Here is a 19989-nt window from a genome sequence, read left to right on the forward strand (position 1 = left end):
ATACAGCAGGAGGTACGCATGGGCGCTTCAGACGTCAACCTGGCCGAACTGATCGGCTCTCGGATCTGTCATGATCTGATCAGCCCGATTGGGGCAATCACCAACGGGCTTGAGCTGTTGGAGATGGTTGGCACGGTCCAAGGTCCGGAAATGGAGTTGATTTCCGGAAGCGTCGGCAGTGCCGGGGCCCGGATACGGTTTTTCCGCGTGGCTTTCGGGCCGGCCAGCGACCAACCTCTGGGACGCTCCGAGGTCGTTGAGCTTCTCAGGGATGTAGAGCGTGCAGGCCGGGTCCGGATCAACTGGAACCTGACCGAGCCCGTGCCGCGCAATCAGGTAAAGCTCGCATTCCTTGCGGTGATGTGCTGCGAAAGCGCGATGCCGTTTGGCGGCGAGGTGGATATAGAGGCCCTGGGCGCCGCTTGGACTGTGACCGGTAAGGCGGACAAGATGAACATCGATACCGGTCTGTGGGCAGGGGTTGCAACGGGGCGGTTTGCCGACAAGTTGAACCCCGCTCAGGTACAGTTCGCACTGCTGCCCAACACCGCATCGACAATGAGTCGCCGGGTTGCAGCAGAGACCGCCTCGACCCAGGTCATGCTGCGTTTTTAAGCGCGCGTCGTTCCGTTCCCACGCACCAGATACTTGAAGCTGGTCAGCTGTGCCGCCCCGACCGGACCACGTGCGTGCATCTTGCCCGTCGCAATACCGATCTCGGCCCCCATACCAAATTCTCCGCCATCGGCGAATTGGGTTGAGGCATTATGCATCAGGATCGCGCTATCGAGGCGTTCAAAGAACTGCGCGGCGGCGGCCGTATCCTCAGTCATGATACAATCTGTATGGCTTGAACCATACCGGCTGATATGCGCAATTGCCTCATCGATATCAGCGACGGGTCTGGCAGCGATGATGCTATCCAGAAACTCTTTGCCCCAGTCCTCATCCGTGGCCGGGATTGTTCTGTCATTGGCCAGAATGCCCTGTGCATGAACCTCAACACCCGCCGCCTGAAGGGCCGCCACGAGGTCGCGCCCAAGCCCTTCGGCCACGTCCTGATGCACCAGCAGACACTCGGCGGCGCCACAGATACCGGTGCGTCGTGTCTTGGCATTCAGCACCACATCCAGCGTCTTCTGAGGGTCGGCAGCCTTGTCGACGTAGATGTGAACGATGCCTTCAAGGTGAGCGAATACGGGAACCCGCGCCTCGCGCTGGACCAACCCTACCAGTCCTTTGCCGCCGCGCGGGACAATGACGTCAACATAGTCCGTCATCGTCAAAAGCTCTTGCACCGCTGCGCGATCTCGCGTCGGGATCAGTTGAATGGCGTCCTCGGGCAGGTTGGCGTCCTTCAACCCTGCAACAAGGCAAGCATGAATGGCTGTTGACGAATGAAAGCTCTCGGAACCTCCTCGCAGGATCACGGCATTGCCGGACTTCAGACACAAAGCGCCGGCATCTGCCGTCACGTTGGGGCGGCTTTCGTAGATCACCCCGATCACACCCAAGGGTGTGCGCACACGCTGAATATTGAGGCCCGTGGGCATGTCCCATTCCGTCAGCACTTCACCCACCGGATCGGCCTGATCCGCGACTGAGCGCAACCCGTCCACCATTCCCTGTACACGCGACTCGTCCAGCATCAGACGATCCATCATGGCCGGGCTCAGGCCTTTGTCGCGACCGAATTCCAGATCTTTCTGGTTTGCTTCGATGATCCCAGCGCGATTGGCCCAGACGGCATCGGCTGCAGCGATCAGAGCAGCGTGTTTACGTTCGGCACTTGCAAAGGCCAATTCGCGCGCGGCCCCTTTGGCGCGCTTACCAAGATCGTCCATCAGGCTGGGAATGCTGTCGAAATCTTTCATCTCATATGCCTTTCAGGTGGTCTTTTCTAATCTATCACAGCGCTAGATCGTCGCGATGAATCAACACCGCACGGCCCGGATAGCCCAAGGTCGCCTCAATTTCGGAAGATTTGCGCCCTTTGATCGCGTTGGCCTCATAAGCCGTATAGCGGCTAAGCCCTTGCGCCAGAGGTCGGGCTGCGGCGTCGAGGATTGTAACCGGGTCACCGCGTCCGAACTCGCCAGTCACATCGACAATTCCAACAGGCAGAAGGCTTTTGCCGTTCGTCAGAGCGGTAACCGCACCGTCATCAATCAATATCTCGCCACGCGGTTTCATGGCCGATATCCAGCGTTTCCGGGCGGCGTGCGGATCAAGTGTTGCAGTGAACCAGGTGCAGTTTGCGCCTTTCTCAAGCGCTTTGAGCGGGTTCAGGGGTGACCCTTCGGTGATCGCCATGGCACATCCGGCAGCCGTCGCCATCTTGGCGGCCAGCAGCTTGGTCTTCATGCCGCCCTTGGACAGACCCGACCCCGCATCACCGGCCATTGCTTCAATCTCGGGAGTGATCTGTTCGATGACATCATAGCGCGTGGCGGTCGCATCCTCGGTTGGGTTGCCGGAGTAAAATCCGTCTACATCCGACAGCAAGATCAATTGATCCGCGCCGACCGTCACTGCAATCTGTGCCCCCAATCGGTCATTGTCACCGTATCTGATTTCATCGGTCGCAACCGTATCGTTCTCGTTCACGATTGGCACAACGCCCAACCCCAGCAATGTCTCAAGCGTCGCGCGAGAGTTCAGATATCGTCGGCGATCCGCGCTGTCTTCCAGCGTCACCAGAACTTGCGCGGTCGTGATATCATGCGGTGTCAATGCTTCTTCATAGGCGCGAGCCAACCGGATCTGACCAACCGCCGCAGCGGCTTGAGATTGCTCAAGCGGAAGGGTCTGCATCGGCAATCCCAGAACGCCACGCCCAAGCGCGATCGAACCCGAAGACACCAGGATGACATCTGTCCCCTGCCCCTTCAACCAGGCCACATCCTGCGCTAACGATTGCAACCATTCCAACCGCAATTGGCCTGTGTTCCGGTCTACCAACAAGGCGGACCCGATCTTGACCACCATGCGGCTTGCGGTCGTCAGGGTTGCCAAGACTCCGCCTCCTCGGTGGGTTTTTGCCTCAGACGGTTTTCATCGATCTGAGCCCGCAATGCGCGAAGAACCTCTGTCACGCCGAGATGCGCCACACCTGACATGATCATGACCGGCCCACCAACGGCCTGCTCCAATTCGCCCCTGGCCTGTTCTCGTTCTTCCTCATCCAACGCATCGACCTTGTTTAGAACGGTGATGCGCGGCTTGTCCGCCAACTCTCCGCCATAGGCTTCAAGCTCGTGAATGATGGTGCGATAGTCATCGGCCACAGTTTCGGAAGTGCCGTCGACCAGATGCAGCAGAACGGCGCAACGTTCGACATGGCCAAGGAAGCGATCTCCGATACCACGCCCCTCATGCGCGCCTTCAATCAGGCCGGGAATGTCGGCAACAACAAACTCCACATTGTCCACGCCAACAACCCCAAGATTCGGGTGCAGTGTGGTAAACGGGTAGTCCGCAATCTTCGGTCGCGCATTGGACGTTGTGGCCAGAAAGGTTGATTTACCGGCGTTAGGCATCCCCAACAGACCAACATCTGCAATCAGCTTCAGCCGCAACCAAATGGTGCGATCAATCCCCGCCTGTCCCGGATTGGCACGGCGCGGCGCTTGATTGGTTGCGGATTTAAAATGCAGGTTGCCAAACCCGCCATTGCCACCTTTGGCCAACAAGATCCGCTGCCCGACCTCGGTCAGGTCACAAATCGCGGTTTCTTGGTCTTCATCCAGAATCTCGGTGCCCACCGGCACGCGCAGAATGATGTCGTCACCATCCTTGCCGGTGCGCTGCTGGCCGCGACCGGGCTGGCCGTTCTTGGAAAAGAAATGCTGCTGGTACCGGAAGTCGATCAGGGTGTTCAGCCCATCCACGACCTCGACCCAGACCGATCCGCCTTTACCGCCGTCGCCGCCATCGGGACCGCCATATTCAATGTACTTTTCGCGCCTGAAGCTGACGCAACCGCCACCTCCGGCCCCGGACCGGATGTAGACCTTTGCAAGATCGAGAAATTTCATGTGTGTCCCCTACTGCAAAGGCCCCATCGGCCACAAGTCAGAGTTTCTTTGTATATGTCCAGGTGGGCACATTCGCATCGCGCGCCACTGAATAGATTTCGGCATCACCAAGATACTGGAACCCGCAATGGGTCAGCACCCGGGCCGAAGCGGGATTGTCCTGAAACACGCTGGCGAACATCGAGGAGTTCTCCAGCGGGTTGGCAAGAACCAGCGTCTCGACAGCCAACGACGCGATGCCGGTATTCCAATACACCGGAGCAACCCAATAGCCGACCTCGGATTGATTGCGATCTAGCCGTGTCAGTGAAATCAGGCCGATCAGCTCCGGTCCACCATCTTTGATGGCATCCATGGCCCAGACATCTTCGTCTCGGTCATCGGCCATCGCACGCGTCACAAACGCATCTATTGTGCCCGGTGGTAAAGGATACGGGATCGATGTCGTCATGCGCGCAACGCGCTCATCGCCTGCATAATGCTCGATCAGTCCCATATCCGACCGGCGCAGAGGGCGCAGGTCGAACCGCTCGGTTTCAATGACCGGCTGATTTATTATTGCCTCAAGTTTCATAAGTGCGCTCCTCCTCCGAACAACACAAAAAGTACGGACGCAACTGTCAAACTGGCTAACGTCCACATCAGATATTTTTCCGCAGGCCGACCTTCAACCACATGGGCAATCCGATCTCCTGCAAATGTCCAGATCGGGTGCAATACGATCTGGCAGATCAACAAACAGAGAGCGATCGTGAGAGTCGCCTCGAAACTAGGGGTCCCTGCAGCAACAAACCCGGTGAAACCCGCGATAATCATCGCCCATGCCTTGGGGTTTAAAGGGTGGACAATCAAGCCCGCCCAAAACCCTGGAACGTCACCTTCTGCATGGCCGCGTGACAGCCGCAAATTGGCAATCTTCCATGCGAGCCAGCAAATATAGGCGGCTGAAGCGTATTTTAAAGCCTCGAACACCAGCGGTGCCTGATCGGCCACCTGCATCAGACCGAAACCAACCGGCCAGATGATCAACTGCTTACCCAGAATGACCCCACCCACAAAGGGCAGCGCCGCCCGAAAGCCATAGCGCGCACCTGTACCCAGCAGAACCATGTTGGCTGGTCCCGGTGTGCCAACCTGCGAGGCGGCAAAAATCAGGAAACTGGTGGTTGCGACTGTCATCTGAGCGTTGGATCACGACTGCGTTAAAACAAAAAAGGGACCGGCACTTTGTGCCGGTCCCCCATGAATTTTTATTAAACCTTCTGGGTTTCGGCTTACTCTGCGGCCTCCGCCACTGGCAGGACCGAAATGAAGGTGCGGTTTTTAAGTCCCTTGTGGAACTTTACGGCGCCATCGACAGTTGCAAAGATTGTGTGATCTTTGCCCATGCCTACGCCTTCGCCCGGCCAGAACTTGGTGCCGCGCTGACGCACGATGATGTTGCCCGGGATGGCGGCCTGGCCACCATATAGTTTCACGCCAAGGCGGCGACCCGCTGAGTCGCGACCGTTACGGGAGGAACCGCCAGCTTTTTTATGTGCCATTCTCTCTCTCCTTAGCCTTGAGCCAGCTCTTTGGCCTGCTCAACCCATTCGGGTTTCACTTTGACCGTTTCGATAGCAGCAATCTGTTCGTCCGACAAGGCGGCCAGAGCAGCAAAGCTCTCGATACCGGCCTCATTCAGCTTCTTGGCGGCGGCAGGGCCTACACCAGTCAGCGCGGTCAGATCGTCAGCAGCAACAGCGGCGGGTGCCTCTGCTTTGGCTGCAGTTTTCTTGGCAGGCTTTTTCGCCGCCGGAACAGCTTCGCCAGCCGGAGCCGAGCCGGTTGCAACTTTGATGCCCGACTTGTCAGCGCCCGACGACAGGATGTCGGTGATCTTGACCAGTGTCAGTTTCTGACGGTGGCCAACGGTACGCTTCGAGCTGTGCTTACGACGGCGCTTGACGAATTTGATGACCTTGTCACCTTTGATCTGTTCGATCACTTCGGCCTGTACGCCTGCGCCTTCAACGAAAGGTGCACCAACAACCGGAGCGTCACCGCCCAGCATCAGAACATCGTTGAATTGAACTTTTTCACCTGCGTCGGCAGCCAATTTTTCAACGCGGAGGATATCACCCGCCTGAACTTTGTACTGCTTGCCGCCAGTCTTGAGGACCGCAAACATGCGTCTTTCCTTTGTCTAAACCGCGTTCTGTGGTCCCCGAATGGGTGTTACCGGCTTACGCCACCTCGAACAGCGCGCCCTTTTCGGGCCGTGTGAATGACCCTCAGCGCAATGGCATCAGGTCAAAGAATAACGATACCCGGCGCAGAAAACCGGCCGGGATGCGTGCTTATCCAAGCATGGGGGTCGAAAGTCAACCATAAACCAGCGCTAAAGTTCCGAGGCCCGCATCGCCTGCGCAACGGCTTGCCCAAGCTGAAACGAAATGCTGTTGAGCATCTCGTCAAAACTCTTGAACAAAGCCGTATTCAAGGCCTGCCCGGCATCGGTACGCGAAAAGGCAATATTCTCGCGCATCTGGGATTCGTTCAAAGGCTGATACGCCAAAAGAAGAAAGGAATACATCCATTCGGTCGTTTCCGCCGTGGTATGTTCATGCTGAGACAACAATTCCTCTAGAACCGAGGCCTCGTCGATCGTATCATTCTGCCCCGAAGCAAGACCCCTATAGAAGCTGTAGTCTGCGCTCAGCGTACCTTCGACATTCTTTTCAATCAGGTCATTGACCTGAACATATTCATCCACCAATCGAAAGAACACATCTTCACGGCTCGCTTGTTTGTAGGCGGTGCGCGCCATTTCCTCGATCGCTTCATCTGTAATCGCTCGTCGCGCCGAGTTCTCCAGTGAAACGATGCTTTGCCCCAGATCGCTTTCAAAAAAGATTGATGCCTGCTCCAACTGGGCATCAGTCATCAAGCGCCCAACCGACTGAGAGAGTTGCCGGTGCATGGCCTCTGGATCGTACAGATCCTCAACTTGCGCCTGAAAATATGACCCTCCTGAACCGCCCAGCATCGCCTCATTCATCACAAGACCCTGTGCTACGCCCTCGTCACTCAGAATTTCCATGAAGTCCGACACGTGCATGGCGCTCATCAGGCGGTCAGCATTTTCTTCTGCCGCCAACGGGACGACCCAGATGATCAGGGCAACTGCAGTGGCCAGAATCCGCATCAGATATCCTGTGCCGGACGTAACTCAGCCATACGCGTCGCCAGCACTTCGAACCGCATGGCCATGATCTCGTACTGGATGGCGTTCAGCAGCTCGTACACCTCTTGCATCAGAGGTTGTTCCAGCGCCACGACATAGGCGTCAACATCCTCGTCCGAGAAGTCCTGATAGGTATAGGCCGCCCCAGCCAAGGCTGACAGTTGCAGCGCCCGACGCATGTCGGCTTCGTTATGGCGCATCATTTCTCGCAACTTGTCCGCGCTGAGCTGAAGGTCAATGATGCCAGACGCACTCGCCGCCAGCAAAAACCTTACCTGAATCTCCTGCAGCGCTCGCAGCGAAGTCCCGCTTGCGTCAACGGCTCGGTTCATCCGTTTCAGACTCTCTACACGGGATGATCCATCCTTGATCAAGTTCGAAATGATTTCCTGTCCGGCAAGTTGCTTGGCGTCATCATCGTCATCCATATGAGCCGCGTTTTCCGCAACAACCAGTCTTTGCCCCAGTTCAGAGGCATAGAAGGACACCGCATGGGTCAGCGTTTCGTCGCTGAGCGTCTGCTCAAGGATTGATACGGCGGTTTCGTGCATCAGTGCGGTATCGAACACCTCTTCGGTCAGCCGCGCCCAATCCGACCCGAATCCATCGGGATCAACCCCCAGCATCTGCGGAGCCGAGGCAGAGGCCTGTGCAATGCTCTCAAGTGCGACGTCAAACCCGGTTGTGGTCAGAAAAGCTTCTATCTGATCTCGGCTGGCGGCTTGCGACGGCGGCGCCAAGGCTGCAAGCGCGAGAATGAGGCCGAAGGCGAACTGGCGTATGTAGTAGGTCATACTTATCAGCCTAGGTGTTTTCTGGTCTCTGGCAATGGAAAATCCCGGGATCATCGAATTCCCGAATTTTCTGCTTGCACCCCTGCCCGTTCCTCACTAAATCCCCCCCTCACAGACCCCCGCGGAGAGGTGCCGGAGTGGTCGAACGGGGCGGTCTCGAAAACCGTTGTGGGTGCAAGCCCACCCAGGGTTCGAATCCCTGTCTCTCCGCCACAAAACTTTCAATCCTTCAAGGCAGTTTTGACCTTTCGGCCACAGCATTGACCCGAGATGGCATGATGTTGCCACTGCCTACGCGCCAATCAGCGCAGTGTGGCTTAAACCCGGAATGTGTTTTAAATTCACGGGTTTTCCCCTTGGCATTGGAGTATTTTACCGCCATCTCGGCGACACATCATTTGAAGGAGACACTCAATGTCGCGTCTATTGCTTATCGTAGCTATCGCCGTAGTCGGTGCTGGCGCCTATTATTTTGCCACGAAACCAGATCCCACACCCGCAGAACAGCTTCAATCAGCTGCGGAAGAAGCCTCGGAAGCGGTTGGTGAGGCGGCCTCAGCCGTGCAAGAGGCCGCAAGCGATGCGGTCGATGCGGCGACCGAACAAGCATCCGAAGCTGCGTCGTCGGTGGCGGATCAGGCCACTGAAGCTGCATCTTCGGTCTCGGAACAGGCCAGCGACGCTGCGGCATCCTTGACCGAGCAAGCCACTGACGCAGCCTCGGAAGCCGGCGATCAGGTTGCTGCACTTGCGGGTCAGGGGCAGGAATTGTTCAATTCCTGGGTTCAGGACGGTACGTTGACCGCGCAGAATTTCGACTATGACGCCATGGTCGCATCTGTTCAGGACAGCACGCTGACTCAGGAAATCAAAACACAGGCCCTAAAGATTATTGACGACATCAAAGCTTCACCTGAGCTGATTGTCGAAAAGATTCAGGACCTGCGCAATTTGCTGACGCAGCAATAAACAAAACTGGAACCAGCCCCTTGCGGGCTGGTTCATCCCAACCGGGCATCGCGCGATTTCCGTGATCATGCGGCAATATCTGATTGACAGCACACGTCTCATTTGATTGCCGTTGTGGAATTGAGTTCCAAATTTCAGATCGTTTGTCAGAGAGTTACATTGTTCCGTTAACGGTCTTGTGCTGAACTTGCATCTAAGAAGGATCGTATGATGACCAATTTGCCTGACACCATGTTTGCAGTTGTTCAGACGCATGACGGATATTCCGGAACTGCGACGGGCCCCACCCTAGAAACCGCCTCGGATTGGCTGGCGGAAGCTGAGGTGCCATTGCCAAGCCCAGGACCGGGCCAAGTGTTGATCCAATTGCGCACAGCCTCGGTCAACCCTTCCGATATCCACTTTATCAAAGGCGAATATGGTCAACCCCGGGTCAAAGGCACTGCAGCCGGTTTCGAGGGATGTGGTGACGTCGTTGCCACCGGCGCCGGAGCGGAAGCGTTGCAGGGTCAGCGGGTTGCGTTCGTGGCCGCAGGCGCAGGTGCCTGGGCCGAGTATGTCGTGGCACAGGCGCAGATGTGTATTCCGTTACGGCCTGATATCTCAGACGAAGACGGCGCTGCGCAGATCGTAAACCCGCTGACCGCCATGGCGATGGTCGATATTGCGCGAGATGTCGGTGATGCTTTTGTGGTTTCTGCTGCTACCAGTCAGTTGGGTAAGCTGATGTGCAGCCTTGGACGGGATCTTGGCCTGAAGCCGATCGCGTTGGTGCGCCGAGCCGATACAGTCGATACGCTGATAAGCCTGGGCGCGGCAGAGGTTTTGGTGACCGGTGACCCCGACGCCGCCAGGCAGTTCGCTGACATTAGCGCTAATCTGAAGCCTCGGGTCTTTCTTGATGCGGTAGCCGACCAGCTTTCGGAACAGATATTTTGCGCGATGCCCAACGGTGCGCGCTGGGTGTGTTACGGTAAACTCAGCTCGGAATTGCCAAAGCTGACCCAGATGGGACAGCTGATCTTTATGAGTAAACAGATCGAGGGGTTCTGGCTGACGCGCTGGATGATGGAGACCCCACCCGCCGATCAGTTGCGCGTGGTTGCCGAAGTGCAGGCACGCTTTGCCGATGGACGCTGGAAAACTGACATATCTGAACGGCTTACCCTGCGCGACGTGGTGCAAGGTCTGGCAGACGCTCTGAAAAAGAGTGACGGCAAGGTAATTATCACGCCATAGTAGAACAAAGCGCCGGAGGTAACCGGCTGAGGGAGGGTGAGATTGGATAACGCACAGCTGCTGATCAGCGGGCTGGCGAATGGCTGCGTCTACGGCCTGATCGCACTTGGCTTTGTTCTGATTTACAAAGCGACCGAGGCGGTAAATTTCGCGCAAGGCGACTTCATGATGCTGGGTGCGTTTGTCACCATCGGTCTGACCAATACCGAATATATGGGCCTTCCCTTCTGGCTAGCGCTGCCGATCTCGCTGGGGATCATGGGGGGGCTGGGGTATCTGGTTGATCGGCTGATCATCCGCCGCCTGTTTGGCGAAAGCCAGACTGCCGTTGTGATCCTGACCATCGCTTTGGGGTTTGTGATCCGGTTTGCCGCCGGGCTGATCTGGGGGCATGAGCCGCAGACATTGCAGAACCCTCTGGCCGGAAAGGAAATCCGGTTCGGTGGGCTTGTGCTGGGGTTGGAGGATATCGCGGTTATTGTCGTCACCGTCCTGCTGACTTGGGGTCTTTATGTGTTCTTCAGCAAGACCAAGCTGGGGCTCGCCATGCAGGGCGCGTCTCAGAACCAGTTGGCGGCATATTACATGGGTATCCCGGTCAAACGCGTTCAGGGTTTCATCTGGGCTTTGGCGGGCGTTGTCGCCGGGATCGCCGGAATATTGTTTGCTGCCAAGGGGTCCGTTGATCCCACAACTGGCTTGCTTGGAATCAAGGCATTTGCAGCTGCGGTGATTGGTGGGTTCGGCAGCCTGCCTGGCGCATTGGCCGGAGGTCTGATCGTTGGTGTAATTGAGCCCTTCGCCAGCCGCTACATCGCCGCCGGCTACAGCCAGATCGCACCCTATGCACTGTTACTGGCCGTTTTGATCTTTCGTCCGCACGGGCTGTTCAGCCAAGTGCGCGTCAAAAAGGTCTGACCACTATGCGGATCATTTTCAAAACCAACTATATGCAGGACATTCGTCCTTGGAAGGATGGCTACCAGTTCAGCCTCTATCTGATCCTATTGGCTGCCGTGGCTGCCGCGCCGTGGTGGCTGGATGACTTTTATCTGGGCGAACTGACCAACGTCCTGATTTGGGCCATAGCGGGTCTTGGCCTGATGATCCTGACGGGCCATACCGGGCAGGCCAGCCTTGGCCACGCTGCGTTTCTGGCCGTTGGGTGCTATGCGAATGTCATACTGATCGAGACCGGTGTTCCGTTTCTCATCGCTTTCCCACTGGCGGGCCTTTTGACCGGCATCGTGGGCGCGACAGTTGCCATACCCGCGCTACGTCTTCACGGCATCTATCTGGCGATCTTTACGCTAGCCTTGTCAGTACTCATGGACGACATCATTGTTCTTGCCGAACCCATCACCGGTGGCGTCTCTGGCAAGTATCTGGGCGGTGTCGAAATCTTTGGCCATCTGGTTGATCGATGGGCCACACCGGGTCCGTTCTTCTGGCTGGTGCTGGCCGTCGCCGTGATCGTGACGCTTGGTTACATCAATCTGCTGCGCGCGCCGCTGGGCCGCAGTTTTATCGCTGTACGAGACTCAGAGGTCTCAGCACAGGCGATGGGCGTGGATATTGCGCGCACCAAGGCGATCTCTTTCGCATTGTCTTGTGCAGTCACCGGGCTGGCGGGCGCACTGATGGGGATGTTTGCCGGGGCGTTCAATAACGAGACCTTCAGCGTCGTCATTTCAATCCAATTGCTGATGATGATCGTGATCGGCGGGCTAGGCTCAATCCACGGTGCGTTTCTGGGGGCGATCGTGATTGGATTCTTGCCGCAGTTCCTTTCTATCTCGAAAGAGTACGCCGCTGCTCTGTTCGGCGGTAGTACGGTCGCCATTCCGGGACTGGAGTTCGGCATCTTCGGGATGATCCTGATCGCATTCATCCTGTTCGAACCGATGGGTCTCTATGGCCGATGGCTGAAAATCCGAACGTGGTTCGAACTGTTCCCCTTCTACCGCAAGGATATGTTCAAACGGCAGAAGTCCTACCTCAAGACGGAACGTCTGAGATGAGTTTGCTTGAGTTTGAAAACGTAACGCTCAAATTCGGCGGCTTGACCGCGGTGGATGATCTGTCCTTCGATGTGCAGCAAGGTGAGGTCTTCGCCATCGTCGGCCCCAACGGAGCTGGCAAATCCACGGTCTTCAACTTGATCTCGCGCTTTTATGACCCCTATGCAGGAGCGATCCGATTTGATGATCATGATCTTCTGCGCGTCAAACCCTCGGGCGTCGCAGCCTATGGTGTCGCGCGAACGTTTCAGAATATCGAACTGTTCGAGCACGCGACCGTTTTGCAGAACCTTCTGGTCGGGCGTCACCGGCACCGCAAAACAAACATGATCTCGGAAATCCTGTTTATGCCATCAGCACGCAGGCAAGAGATCGAAAGCCGCGAAAGGGTTGAAGAAATCATCGACTTTCTCGACCTTCAGGCCTTCCGTGACAAGATGATCTCGGGCCTGCCCTATGGTGTCCGCAAGGTGGTCGAAGTCGCCCGCGCCCTGGCCACCGATCCGAAACTTCTGTTGCTGGATGAGCCCGCCTCGGGCCTGTCGGTGGAAGAGACCACCGATATGCGCTGGTGGATCGAGGACATCCGGCGGCAAATGGGGATTACGGTGCTGATGGTGGAACACGACATGGGACTTGTGTCCGGCGTGTCTGACCGGGTTCTTGCGATGGCAGATGGTGCGAAGCTTGCGCTCGGAACCTCGGCAGAGGTCCAGTCCCACCCGGCTGTGATCGAGGCTTATCTGGGCAAAGCTTCATGAGCCAGCCGATCCTCAGCATTCGCAATATCGAAAGCTTCTATGGCCCGATCATGGCCATTCGCGGCGTATCATTGGATGTGCATCCGGGTAAGATCGTCTCGATCCTGGGTGCAAACGGCGCGGGCAAGACAACGCTGATGAAAACCGTCTCGGGCGTGATGGATCCCGAGAAAGGTACGATCACATTTGATGGCCAGCAGATACAAGGATCGGAACCTCACAAGGTTGTTCAGAAAGGTATTGTGCATGTGCCCGAAGGGCGCGAGGTATTTCCGCTTTTGACCGTCGATGAAAATCTGAGTCTCGGGGCATATACCCTTTCTGACAAAGGTCAAATCGATCACGACCGCGATCTGGTCTTCTCATATTTTCCGGTTCTGAAAGAGCGTCGCACACAAGAGGCCGGGACGCTTTCGGGTGGGCAACAACAAATGCTGGCGATCGGACGCGGCCTTATGGCCAACCCGCGGATCATGTTGTTGGACGAGCCCTCGCTGGGCCTTTCGCCGCTTCTGGTGCAAGAGATTTTTGGCATCCTCAAACGCCTCAACGACGAACAGAATATGACCATGATGCTGGTCGAACAGAATGCTAACGCCGCTCTGAAACTCGCCCATCATGGTTATGTGATGGAGATCGGGCGGATCGTCATGGATGGTGCGGCCGAAACGCTGCTGCTGTCTGAAGACATTCAGAACTTCTATCTGGGCGTTCAGGAAAAAGGTGCGCGGGAAAGCCGCCGCTGGAAACGCAAAAAGACCTGGAGGTGAGCCGGATGGACACAAACCCCCTGCCCCCTCAGATCACGATCGACGGTGTGCAGTTCAACGCAACGCCGGGTCAGAGACCGTTGCGTGTCGATGGTTGTGTCACGATTTGCGAGCTGTTTCAGAAACGCTGCGCTGAGCTGGGATCGCGTACGGCGCATCGCGAAAAGGACTTCGGCATCTGGAAATCCTATTCCTGGGCCGATTACTGGCAACACGCCAAGTGGATTGGATTAGCGCTGCGCAAGCTGGGCCTGCAACGTGGCGAGGTTGTCTCGATCCTGTCTGAGGATCGCAAGGAATGGGCGTGGTTCGATATGGGCATCCAATGCGTTGGGGGAATTGCCTCAGGCGTTTATACGACCGATTCCGCCAGCCAACTGAAATATCTTATCAATGACAGCAGTAGCCGGTTTCTGATCGTTGAAGACGAAGAGCAGTTGGACAAGTTCCTTGAAACCGAAGACGACCTGCCCGATCTGAGCAAAGTTATCATCCTCGAAGACGAGGGGCTGCACGATCTGGATCATCCCCGCTGCATGTTGATTGGGGACCTGTACGCCCTGGGCCGTCAGGCAGAAACCGAAGAGCCTGGAGCGTTTGAAGCTGAAATCGCGCTCGGCACGTCTCAGGATACTGCGCTGCTGGTCTATACTTCCGGCACCACGGGAAAACCCAAGGGCGCGATGCTGAGCAATGAGAACATCATGGCCGCGATTGAATCCGGCGCCCACGCCCTGCCCGCACGTGATACAGATGAACAACTGTGCTTTCTGCCGCTCTGCCATATCCTTGAGCGCGACGTGTCAATCTATTTCCCCCTGGCATCCAAAAGCACAGTCAATTTCGCGGAAAGCCCCGAGACGGTATTCGCCAACATGCAAGAGGTCTCTCCTAGCACCTTCACCGCCGTCCCGCGCGTGTGGGAGAAGATTTATTCTCAGGTCCAGTTCATGGAAAATGAGGCCACCCCTACAGGTCGCCTCGCTTTCGCCTGCGCGTTAAAGGCGGGTATGGCGCGGGCCGAATACATTCTTGCGGGCAAACCGGTCCCAACCGCGGTCGCGCTGCGATTTTTGCTGTGGGACCGGCTTGTTTTACGCAATCTGCGCCGGATGCTGGGTATGGATCGGTTGCGCCGTGGTGGCTCAGGCGCTGCGCCGATCTCGCCCGAACTGTTAAAATGGTACTGGGCAATAGGTGTGCCGCTGGTTGAGGGATTTGGGATGACCGAAACCTCGGGCATCGCCGCATTGAACCTTCTGAACGATAATCGTGTCGGTACCGTAGGCCGGCCTGTGCCCGGCAATGATCTGCGTATTTCAGAGGATGGAGAAATCCAGATTAAAGGGTTGAACGTGTTTCAAGGTTACTGGCGTAACAACACCAAAACCGCCGAAACCTTCACAGCCGATGGCTGGCTGCGTACCGGCGACGTGGGGCAGATCGACAATGACGGCTATGTTACAATCACCGGTCGCCTCAAGGATATCATCATCACGACGGGCGGCAAGAATATCTCACCCGCTGAGATCGAAAGTGGGTTGAAATTCAGCCAGTATATCTCGGATGCAGTCATCGTCGGCGACAGGCGCAAATATCTGACCGCGTTGATCATGATCGATCAGGAAAACGTCGAGAAATTCGCGCAGGAGCGAAAGATACCCTTCTCAAACTTCGCATCTCTTTGCGCTGCACCCGAAGTGGCGGCCCTAATCGGGGACGAAGTGACGGCTGTGAACAAGCGTGTCGCAAGGGTCGAGCAGATCAAGGATTTCCGCCTGATCGACGTGCTACTGATCGCCGAAGACGAAGAGTTGACCGCAACGATGAAACTGAAGCGCGGGCTGGTGGAACAAAAACACGCACATCTCATTGAAGACATGTACAATTAGTTAAAGGCTTACAGGGAGGATAAAGATGAGCAACGCAATAAAAGGGCTGGCCGCCGCACTAAGTTTGTCGGCAACCATGGGCTTAGCACAGACCCAAGGCGTCACCAATGATGAGATCGTAATCGGTTCGGTCAACGATCTGAGCGGTATATTCGCGGCTGTCGGTGTACCCGCCACCAAGGGCGCTAACGTGGTGTTCGACCGCGTGAATGCAGCGGGCGGCGTTCACGGGCGCAAAATCCGCTATGTGGTCGAAGACAACGGCTATCAGATGCCGCGCGCGATGCAGGGGTACAACAAGCTGCTGAACCGCGACAAGGTGTTTGCCATGTTGCAATCATTGGGAACGCCTATGAATCTGGCCGGGTTCAAGCTGCTGGACCCGAAAGGGATTCCCAACGTCGCCCCTCTGACCGCTGCGCGGCAAATGCTGCAGGAGCCGGTGAAGAACAAGTTCACCTCGTTCTCGACCTATTACGATCAGGCGCGGATCGGGGTGAAGTATCTGAACGGTGAGTTCGGATCGCAAACCGTCTGCACCATGTATCTGCCCACCGATTTTGGCGCGGAAATCCTTGAAGGCAGCAAAGCCGGGGCCGAAGAGGCTGGCATCACCTTTGGCACAGAAACGACCCATAAACCCGACGAGACAGATTTCGTGGGCTCTCTGAGCAAGCTCAAAGAGGAAGGCTGCGATATCGTTACGATGGCTTTGGGCGTACGTCAGGCGATCACAGTTGTTGGAACGGCCAAGAAAATGGGCCTTGAGGATATGAAGTTCCTCGGCACCTCGGCCAGCTTCCTAACCGTCGTGGCGCAGGTTCCGGGTGGCGTAACAGATGGGTTCTATGCCGCCGCGTCGTGGCTGGATCTGTGGGCACGCGCCGAAGAACCCGCCCCGGCAGCTTTTATCGCGGAATACAAAGAGGCCACGGGTGAGGATCCGGTCGGTTTCTCGATGCTGGGCTATTCAGCCGCCGAGATGATGGTCAAAGCGCTTGAGGCCGCAGGCCCCGACCTATCCCACGAAAGCTTTATCGCTGCGATGGAGTCGCTGGACTACAAGGATGAGCTGGTTGGCAACCAGATCACCTATGGGCCCGACGACCATCAGGGCGCGGATACTGTCTTTGTCAGCGTCGTAGAAAATGGTGCGTGGAAGCTGGTTTACGAAGAGTAAGCAAATCAGCAATGCAAAGAAAAAGGGCTCGCAGTTGCGAGCCCTTTCTAATTCGTAGTCTGTGGCGATTAACGCTTTGAGAACTGGAACGAACGACGCGCTTTGCGCTTACCGTATTTCTTACGTTCCACAACGCGGCTGTCGCGGGTCAGGAAGCCAGCGGCTTTCAGTGCGCCACGCAAGCTGGGGTCGTACAGTTGCAGCGCTTTCGAGATGCCGTGCTTGACTGCACCGGCCTGACCGGTCAGGCCACCGCCCTTAACGGTTGCAACAACGTCGAACTCACCTTCAACACCAGCAATCTGGAACGGCTGGCGCAGGATCAGCTGCAGAACGGGGCGCGCAAAATACACGTCCTGATCTTTGCCGTTTACGGTGACTTTGCCGGAACCCGGCTTGATCCAAACGCGGGCAACAGCGTCTTTACGCTTGCCGGTGGCGTAGGAGCGGCCCAGTTCGTCACGTACGGGTTCGCGCACGATGACTTCTTCGGCCACGGCTTCAACGCCTGCAACGGCGCTCAGCTCTTCGAGAGTATTGATCTGATCAGCCATGGTCATTAGCTCCGGGTGTTTTTCTTGTTCATGGATGCAACATCCAGAACTTCGGGCGCTTGCGCCTCATGAGGATGCTCGGCACCGGCATAAACGCGCAGGTTCGTCATAACCTGACGCGACAGGCGGTTACCCGGCAGCATACGCTTGACCGCCTGGGTCACGACACGCTCGGGGTGCTTGCCTTCAAGGATTTGCTGCTTGGTGCGCGATTTGATGCCGCCCGGGTGACCAGTGTGCCAGTAGAAGTTCTCTTCGCGCTTCTTGCCGGTCATCTGGATTTTGTCAGCGTTGATCACGATGACATTGTCGCCCATGTCCATGTTGGGAGTGAACGACGGCTTGTGCTTGCCACGCAGACGCATGGCGACGATCGAAGCAAGACGGCCCAGAACTACGCCCTCGGCGTCGATCAGGATCCATTTCTTGTCGATGTCTGCAGGTGTTGCAGAAAAAGTTTTCATGGCAGGATAGTCCTGTTTGATGTGAAAGACCGCCCCGTGGCGGAGCGGCCCGAATTCGATGGAGGGGGTTTAGACCTACTCGTTATGCAGGTCAATACACGTGAACTAGATTTAATTACGCAAAATCAGTGCTTTATAAAATAGGTATTATTTTACCCCACAATTTCACATGTCATATCCAACTTTAAGAAGTTCAGGCGTAACTCACTCATCAATTTCAACAAGTGCCGGAGGTTACAATGCAAGAATTAAACCAAGTAATTGCCGCTTATGGTGCAGCATGGCGGGAAACAGAGCCGAACAAACGGCTAGAGCTGCTTAACCAGTGTTTTGCTGAAACTGCTCACTACGTGGATCCAACCGCTGAGGTATCCGGCAGAAATCAACTGTCTGACCATATCGGAGCGGTTCTGAAAGACACGCGAGGACGCGTTGAGCTTACCAGCGCGCCCGCCTCACACCACGATGTGGTTCACTTCACCTGGCATATGGTTGCGCCTGATGGGTCGATCATGGTTGCTGGACATGACTTCATTCGTCTTGATATCGACGGCAAGATTGCACATCTTGCAGGTTTTTTTGGCGATCCCGTCTCGTTGAATTAGCAGTTAGACGCTTATTTGCTCGGGTGGATTATCCAACAGTGCTCGCAGACGCAGCATGGCATCTTCGAATTTGCCCAGCGAGACATGCCCGTTCACAGCAATGCGGACCGCATTCGGTGCCCTGCCGTCTCGGAGCGCGAATTCGTCGGCAGATCGCAATTGAATACCTTCACGTTCAGCCGCGCGACTGAACGCGGCAGAACGCCAACCCGAAGGCAAATGCAGCCAAACAAAGGGAATCTCGGAATCCCAATTCAGATCGAATCCGCCCAGGGCATTTACAGCGACCCGCACATATTCCCCCATTTTGACGCGAACATCCCGTGCAAGTTGCCTCGCATCCGGGTGCCCTAACAGCAACCGCGTCAGTTCGGCCAAAGGCTGGGCCAATCCGAAGTATCCGTATTCGGCGGATCGGCGCAGATCTACACTCCGTTCCCTTGGCGCAATCGCGAAGCCGACGCGCAGCGCCGGCGTCAGGGTCTTGGAAATTGAGGAAACATGCCAACCCCGCTCGGGTGCCAAAGCACGATAGCTGGGTGCGCGGGCCTCGCCCATGCGATAGCAATCATCTTCGATGATCTGCAATTCATACTTGCGCGCGATCTCGACAACTTCTTTACGTCGCTCTAACGGAGAATGCCCGCCCGTCGGGTTTTGCACCTCGGGTGAGACACAGATGGCCTGTGCCTTTGTTTGCCTGAGGATGTGATCCAGAGCTTCGGGGCTGATACCCCATTTGTCCATCTTTACCCCGACAATCTCAGCACGCATCAACTCACCTGCCCGCCGGAAGCCAGCGTAGGACAAGTCTTCAACCAGAACGACTGGTTTCGCATCTCTCAGAACGGTCTGGAAAACAACGCAAATTCCACTTTGCCCACCGTGTGTCAGTACAATATCATCTGCACTCAACGAACCGAGCGGGAGATCAGACAACCAGTCGGCCACGACCTGGCGAACCGGCTGATAGGCGTCTCGGGTGGGATAGTTCATGAACATCCGCGGATCACCTTTTGCAACCTTTTCAAGGCATTCGCGGATCAATGTCACCTGCCCCACGTCTGGCAGGCGGGGACTAAACAGGCTTACGTTGGACTCATATTTGTCGTCCCTCAGATGCAGCTGCCGCGACCAGACATCATCCAAAATGGGCGATCGCGGTGGGGCAACAAATGTACCACGTCCAACCTCAGCTTGTAGTAAGCCTTCATTGGTTAAAATCGTATATGCCCTCGCGACCGTGCCGGGCGTTATTTTTAGTCGGTACGCTAAATCCCGCACCGGAGGCAGTTTCTTTCCAACTTCCAGCGCTTTGTTTTCTATTGCTTTTCGGATCGTGTCGGCGACCAGAGTATACTTTGGACCTTTGGATTTCGGTAGCGCCTCTGGCCAAATTGTATCCATTACAATTCTTCCTTTGATTTCGACACAATATTGAATGTATCAAAATAGTGTACCGAGCATATTACTTTGT

22 protein-coding genes and 1 tRNA gene are annotated in these 19989 nt (G+C 56.2%); 11 read left to right on the forward strand and 12 right to left on the reverse strand.

The window, feature by feature from the left end; translation table 11 throughout:
• Positions 1-18: 18 nt before the first annotated feature.
• Positions 19-615: a histidine phosphotransferase family protein gene (locus tag BLU89_RS03850; protein ID WP_074734595.1), complete on the forward strand. Its 597-nt coding sequence runs from the start codon at positions 19-21 to the stop codon at positions 613-615.
• Here the strand turns inward: BLU89_RS03850 and BLU89_RS03855 are convergent.
• The 9 genes from BLU89_RS03855 to BLU89_RS03895 form a co-directional block, all read right to left on the reverse strand.
• Positions 612-1874 carry a glutamate-5-semialdehyde dehydrogenase gene (locus tag BLU89_RS03855; RefSeq protein ID WP_074734597.1) on the reverse strand — a complete coding sequence of 421 codons (1263 nt, stop codon included), beginning with the start codon at positions 1872-1874 and terminating at the stop codon, positions 612-614. The two genes, BLU89_RS03850 and BLU89_RS03855, sit on opposite strands and share 4 nt — an antisense overlap.
• A 34-nt stretch (positions 1875-1908) precedes the next feature.
• Entirely contained in the window at positions 1909-3015 is a 1107-nt protein-coding gene (gene proB, locus BLU89_RS03860; RefSeq protein WP_074734599.1) for a glutamate 5-kinase, read from the reverse strand.
• A complete protein-coding gene (gene obgE / locus BLU89_RS03865; protein ID WP_074734601.1) occupies positions 3003-4037 on the reverse strand; it encodes a GTPase ObgE in 1035 nt (344 codons plus the stop codon). The genes proB and obgE overlap by 13 nt, the downstream gene beginning before the upstream one ends.
• Before the next feature lie 37 nt (positions 4038-4074).
• Entirely contained in the window at positions 4075-4611 is a 537-nt protein-coding gene (locus BLU89_RS03870) for a GNAT family N-acetyltransferase (RefSeq protein WP_074734603.1), read from the reverse strand.
• Positions 4608-5216, reverse strand: coding sequence for a LysE family translocator (locus tag BLU89_RS03875; RefSeq protein WP_074734605.1), 609 nt, complete (start codon positions 5214-5216; stop codon positions 4608-4610). Before BLU89_RS03875 ends, BLU89_RS03870 begins: the two co-directional genes overlap by 4 nt.
• A 95-nt stretch (positions 5217-5311) precedes the next feature.
• Positions 5312-5581 (reverse strand): 50S ribosomal protein L27, encoded by a 270-nt coding sequence (rpmA, locus tag BLU89_RS03880; protein WP_074734607.1) that lies wholly within the window; start codon positions 5579-5581, stop codon positions 5312-5314.
• Between the two features lie 11 nt (positions 5582-5592).
• Positions 5593-6207, reverse strand: coding sequence for a 50S ribosomal protein L21 (locus BLU89_RS03885; protein WP_074734608.1), 615 nt, complete (start codon positions 6205-6207; stop codon positions 5593-5595).
• Between the two features lie 210 nt (positions 6208-6417).
• Positions 6418-7224, reverse strand: coding sequence for a DUF2059 domain-containing protein (locus BLU89_RS03890; protein WP_074734610.1), 807 nt, complete (start codon positions 7222-7224; stop codon positions 6418-6420).
• Positions 7224-8057: a DUF2059 domain-containing protein gene (locus tag BLU89_RS03895; protein WP_083347671.1), complete on the reverse strand. Its 834-nt coding sequence runs from the start codon at positions 8055-8057 to the stop codon at positions 7224-7226. The genes BLU89_RS03890 and BLU89_RS03895 overlap by 1 nt, the downstream gene beginning before the upstream one ends.
• A gap of 123 nt (positions 8058-8180) precedes the next feature.
• On the opposite strand from BLU89_RS03895, the gene BLU89_RS03900 reads away from it, so the two are divergent.
• The 9 genes from BLU89_RS03900 (at position 8181) to BLU89_RS03940 (ending at position 16889) form a co-directional block, all read left to right on the forward strand.
• Positions 8181-8270, forward strand: a tRNA-Ser gene (locus tag BLU89_RS03900).
• Between the two features lie 201 nt (positions 8271-8471).
• A complete protein-coding gene (locus tag BLU89_RS03905; protein WP_074734613.1) occupies positions 8472-9026 on the forward strand; it encodes a hypothetical protein in 555 nt (184 codons plus the stop codon).
• A 210-nt stretch (positions 9027-9236) separates the two neighbouring features.
• Complete coding sequence (locus tag BLU89_RS03910) at positions 9237-10265, forward strand: alcohol dehydrogenase catalytic domain-containing protein (RefSeq protein WP_074736369.1); 1029 nt, start codon at positions 9237-9239, stop codon at positions 10263-10265.
• 42 nt (positions 10266-10307) lie between these two features.
• Positions 10308-11183, forward strand: coding sequence for a branched-chain amino acid ABC transporter permease (locus BLU89_RS03915; protein WP_074734614.1), 876 nt, complete (start codon positions 10308-10310; stop codon positions 11181-11183).
• Positions 11184-11188: 5 nt separating this feature from the next.
• Positions 11189-12286, forward strand: a complete 1098-nt coding sequence (locus BLU89_RS03920) for a branched-chain amino acid ABC transporter permease (RefSeq protein WP_074734616.1) — start codon at positions 11189-11191, stop codon at positions 12284-12286.
• Positions 12283-13047: an ABC transporter ATP-binding protein gene (locus BLU89_RS03925; RefSeq protein ID WP_074734618.1), complete on the forward strand. Its 765-nt coding sequence runs from the start codon at positions 12283-12285 to the stop codon at positions 13045-13047. The genes BLU89_RS03920 and BLU89_RS03925 overlap by 4 nt, the downstream gene beginning before the upstream one ends.
• A complete protein-coding gene (locus BLU89_RS03930; RefSeq protein WP_074734619.1) occupies positions 13044-13817 on the forward strand; it encodes an ABC transporter ATP-binding protein in 774 nt (257 codons plus the stop codon). The genes BLU89_RS03925 and BLU89_RS03930 overlap by 4 nt, the downstream gene beginning before the upstream one ends.
• A gap of 5 nt (positions 13818-13822) precedes the next feature.
• Positions 13823-15709: an AMP-dependent synthetase/ligase gene (locus BLU89_RS03935; protein ID WP_083347672.1), complete on the forward strand. Its 1887-nt coding sequence runs from the start codon at positions 13823-13825 to the stop codon at positions 15707-15709.
• A 25-nt stretch (positions 15710-15734) separates the two neighbouring features.
• Positions 15735-16889, forward strand: coding sequence for an ABC transporter substrate-binding protein (locus BLU89_RS03940; protein WP_143030513.1), 1155 nt, complete (start codon positions 15735-15737; stop codon positions 16887-16889).
• Positions 16890-16957: 68 nt separating this feature from the next.
• Here BLU89_RS03940 and rpsI read toward each other — a convergent pair whose 3' ends face one another.
• Complete coding sequence (rpsI, locus tag BLU89_RS03945) at positions 16958-17443, reverse strand: 30S ribosomal protein S9 (protein WP_074736371.1); 486 nt, start codon at positions 17441-17443, stop codon at positions 16958-16960.
• Between the two features lie 5 nt (positions 17444-17448).
• Positions 17449-17907 (reverse strand): 50S ribosomal protein L13, encoded by a 459-nt coding sequence (gene rplM, locus BLU89_RS03950; protein ID WP_074734624.1) that lies wholly within the window; start codon positions 17905-17907, stop codon positions 17449-17451.
• 239 nt (positions 17908-18146) lie between these two features.
• Here rplM and BLU89_RS03955 point away from each other — a divergent pair, with 239 nt between their 5' ends.
• Positions 18147-18512, forward strand: a complete 366-nt coding sequence (locus BLU89_RS03955; RefSeq protein ID WP_074734626.1) for a nuclear transport factor 2 family protein — start codon at positions 18147-18149, stop codon at positions 18510-18512.
• A gap of 3 nt (positions 18513-18515) precedes the next feature.
• Here the strand turns inward: BLU89_RS03955 and BLU89_RS03960 are convergent, their stop codons facing one another.
• On the reverse strand, positions 18516-19919 hold the full coding sequence (locus tag BLU89_RS03960) for an aminotransferase-like domain-containing protein (RefSeq protein WP_074734628.1): 1404 nt from the start codon (positions 19917-19919) through the stop codon (positions 18516-18518).
• Between the last annotated feature and the right edge of the window lie 70 nt (positions 19920-19989).

Source organism: Ruegeria halocynthiae (assembly GCF_900106805.1).
GTDB classification, from domain to species: Bacteria; Pseudomonadota; Alphaproteobacteria; order Rhodobacterales; family Rhodobacteraceae; genus Ruegeria; species Ruegeria halocynthiae.

Coding starts and splice junctions, on each gene's coding strand:
- BLU89_RS03850 (WP_074734595.1), top strand. CDS start 19: ATGGGCGCTTCAGACGTCAACCTGGCCGAACTGATCGGCTCTCGGATC.
- BLU89_RS03855 (WP_074734597.1), bottom strand. CDS start 1,874: ATGAAAGATTTCGACAGCATTCCCAGCCTGATGGACGATCTTGGTAAG.
- obgE (WP_074734601.1), bottom strand. CDS start 4,037: ATGAAATTTCTCGATCTTGCAAAGGTCTACATCCGGTCCGGGGCCGGA.
- BLU89_RS03870 (WP_074734603.1), bottom strand. CDS start 4,611: ATGAAACTTGAGGCAATAATAAATCAGCCGGTCATTGAAACCGAGCGG.
- BLU89_RS03875 (WP_074734605.1), bottom strand. CDS start 5,216: ATGACAGTCGCAACCACCAGTTTCCTGATTTTTGCCGCCTCGCAGGTT.
- rpmA (WP_074734607.1), bottom strand. CDS start 5,581: ATGGCACATAAAAAAGCTGGCGGTTCCTCCCGTAACGGTCGCGACTCA.
- BLU89_RS03885 (WP_074734608.1), bottom strand. CDS start 6,207: ATGTTTGCGGTCCTCAAGACTGGCGGCAAGCAGTACAAAGTTCAGGCG.
- BLU89_RS03890 (WP_074734610.1), bottom strand. CDS start 7,224: ATGCGGATTCTGGCCACTGCAGTTGCCCTGATCATCTGGGTCGTCCCG.
- BLU89_RS03895 (WP_083347671.1), bottom strand. CDS start 8,057: ATGACCTACTACATACGCCAGTTCGCCTTCGGCCTCATTCTCGCGCTT.
- BLU89_RS03905 (WP_074734613.1), top strand. CDS start 8,472: ATGTCGCGTCTATTGCTTATCGTAGCTATCGCCGTAGTCGGTGCTGGC.
- BLU89_RS03910 (WP_074736369.1), top strand. CDS start 9,237: ATGACCAATTTGCCTGACACCATGTTTGCAGTTGTTCAGACGCATGAC.
- BLU89_RS03920 (WP_074734616.1), top strand. CDS start 11,189: ATGCGGATCATTTTCAAAACCAACTATATGCAGGACATTCGTCCTTGG.
- BLU89_RS03925 (WP_074734618.1), top strand. CDS start 12,283: ATGAGTTTGCTTGAGTTTGAAAACGTAACGCTCAAATTCGGCGGCTTG.
- BLU89_RS03930 (WP_074734619.1), top strand. CDS start 13,044: ATGAGCCAGCCGATCCTCAGCATTCGCAATATCGAAAGCTTCTATGGC.
- BLU89_RS03935 (WP_083347672.1), top strand. CDS start 13,823: ATGGACACAAACCCCCTGCCCCCTCAGATCACGATCGACGGTGTGCAG.
- BLU89_RS03940 (WP_143030513.1), top strand. CDS start 15,735: ATGAGCAACGCAATAAAAGGGCTGGCCGCCGCACTAAGTTTGTCGGCA.
- rpsI (WP_074736371.1), bottom strand. CDS start 17,443: ATGGCTGATCAGATCAATACTCTCGAAGAGCTGAGCGCCGTTGCAGGC.
- rplM (WP_074734624.1), bottom strand. CDS start 17,907: ATGAAAACTTTTTCTGCAACACCTGCAGACATCGACAAGAAATGGATC.
- BLU89_RS03955 (WP_074734626.1), top strand. CDS start 18,147: ATGCAAGAATTAAACCAAGTAATTGCCGCTTATGGTGCAGCATGGCGG.
- BLU89_RS03960 (WP_074734628.1), bottom strand. CDS start 19,919: ATGGATACAATTTGGCCAGAGGCGCTACCGAAATCCAAAGGTCCAAAG.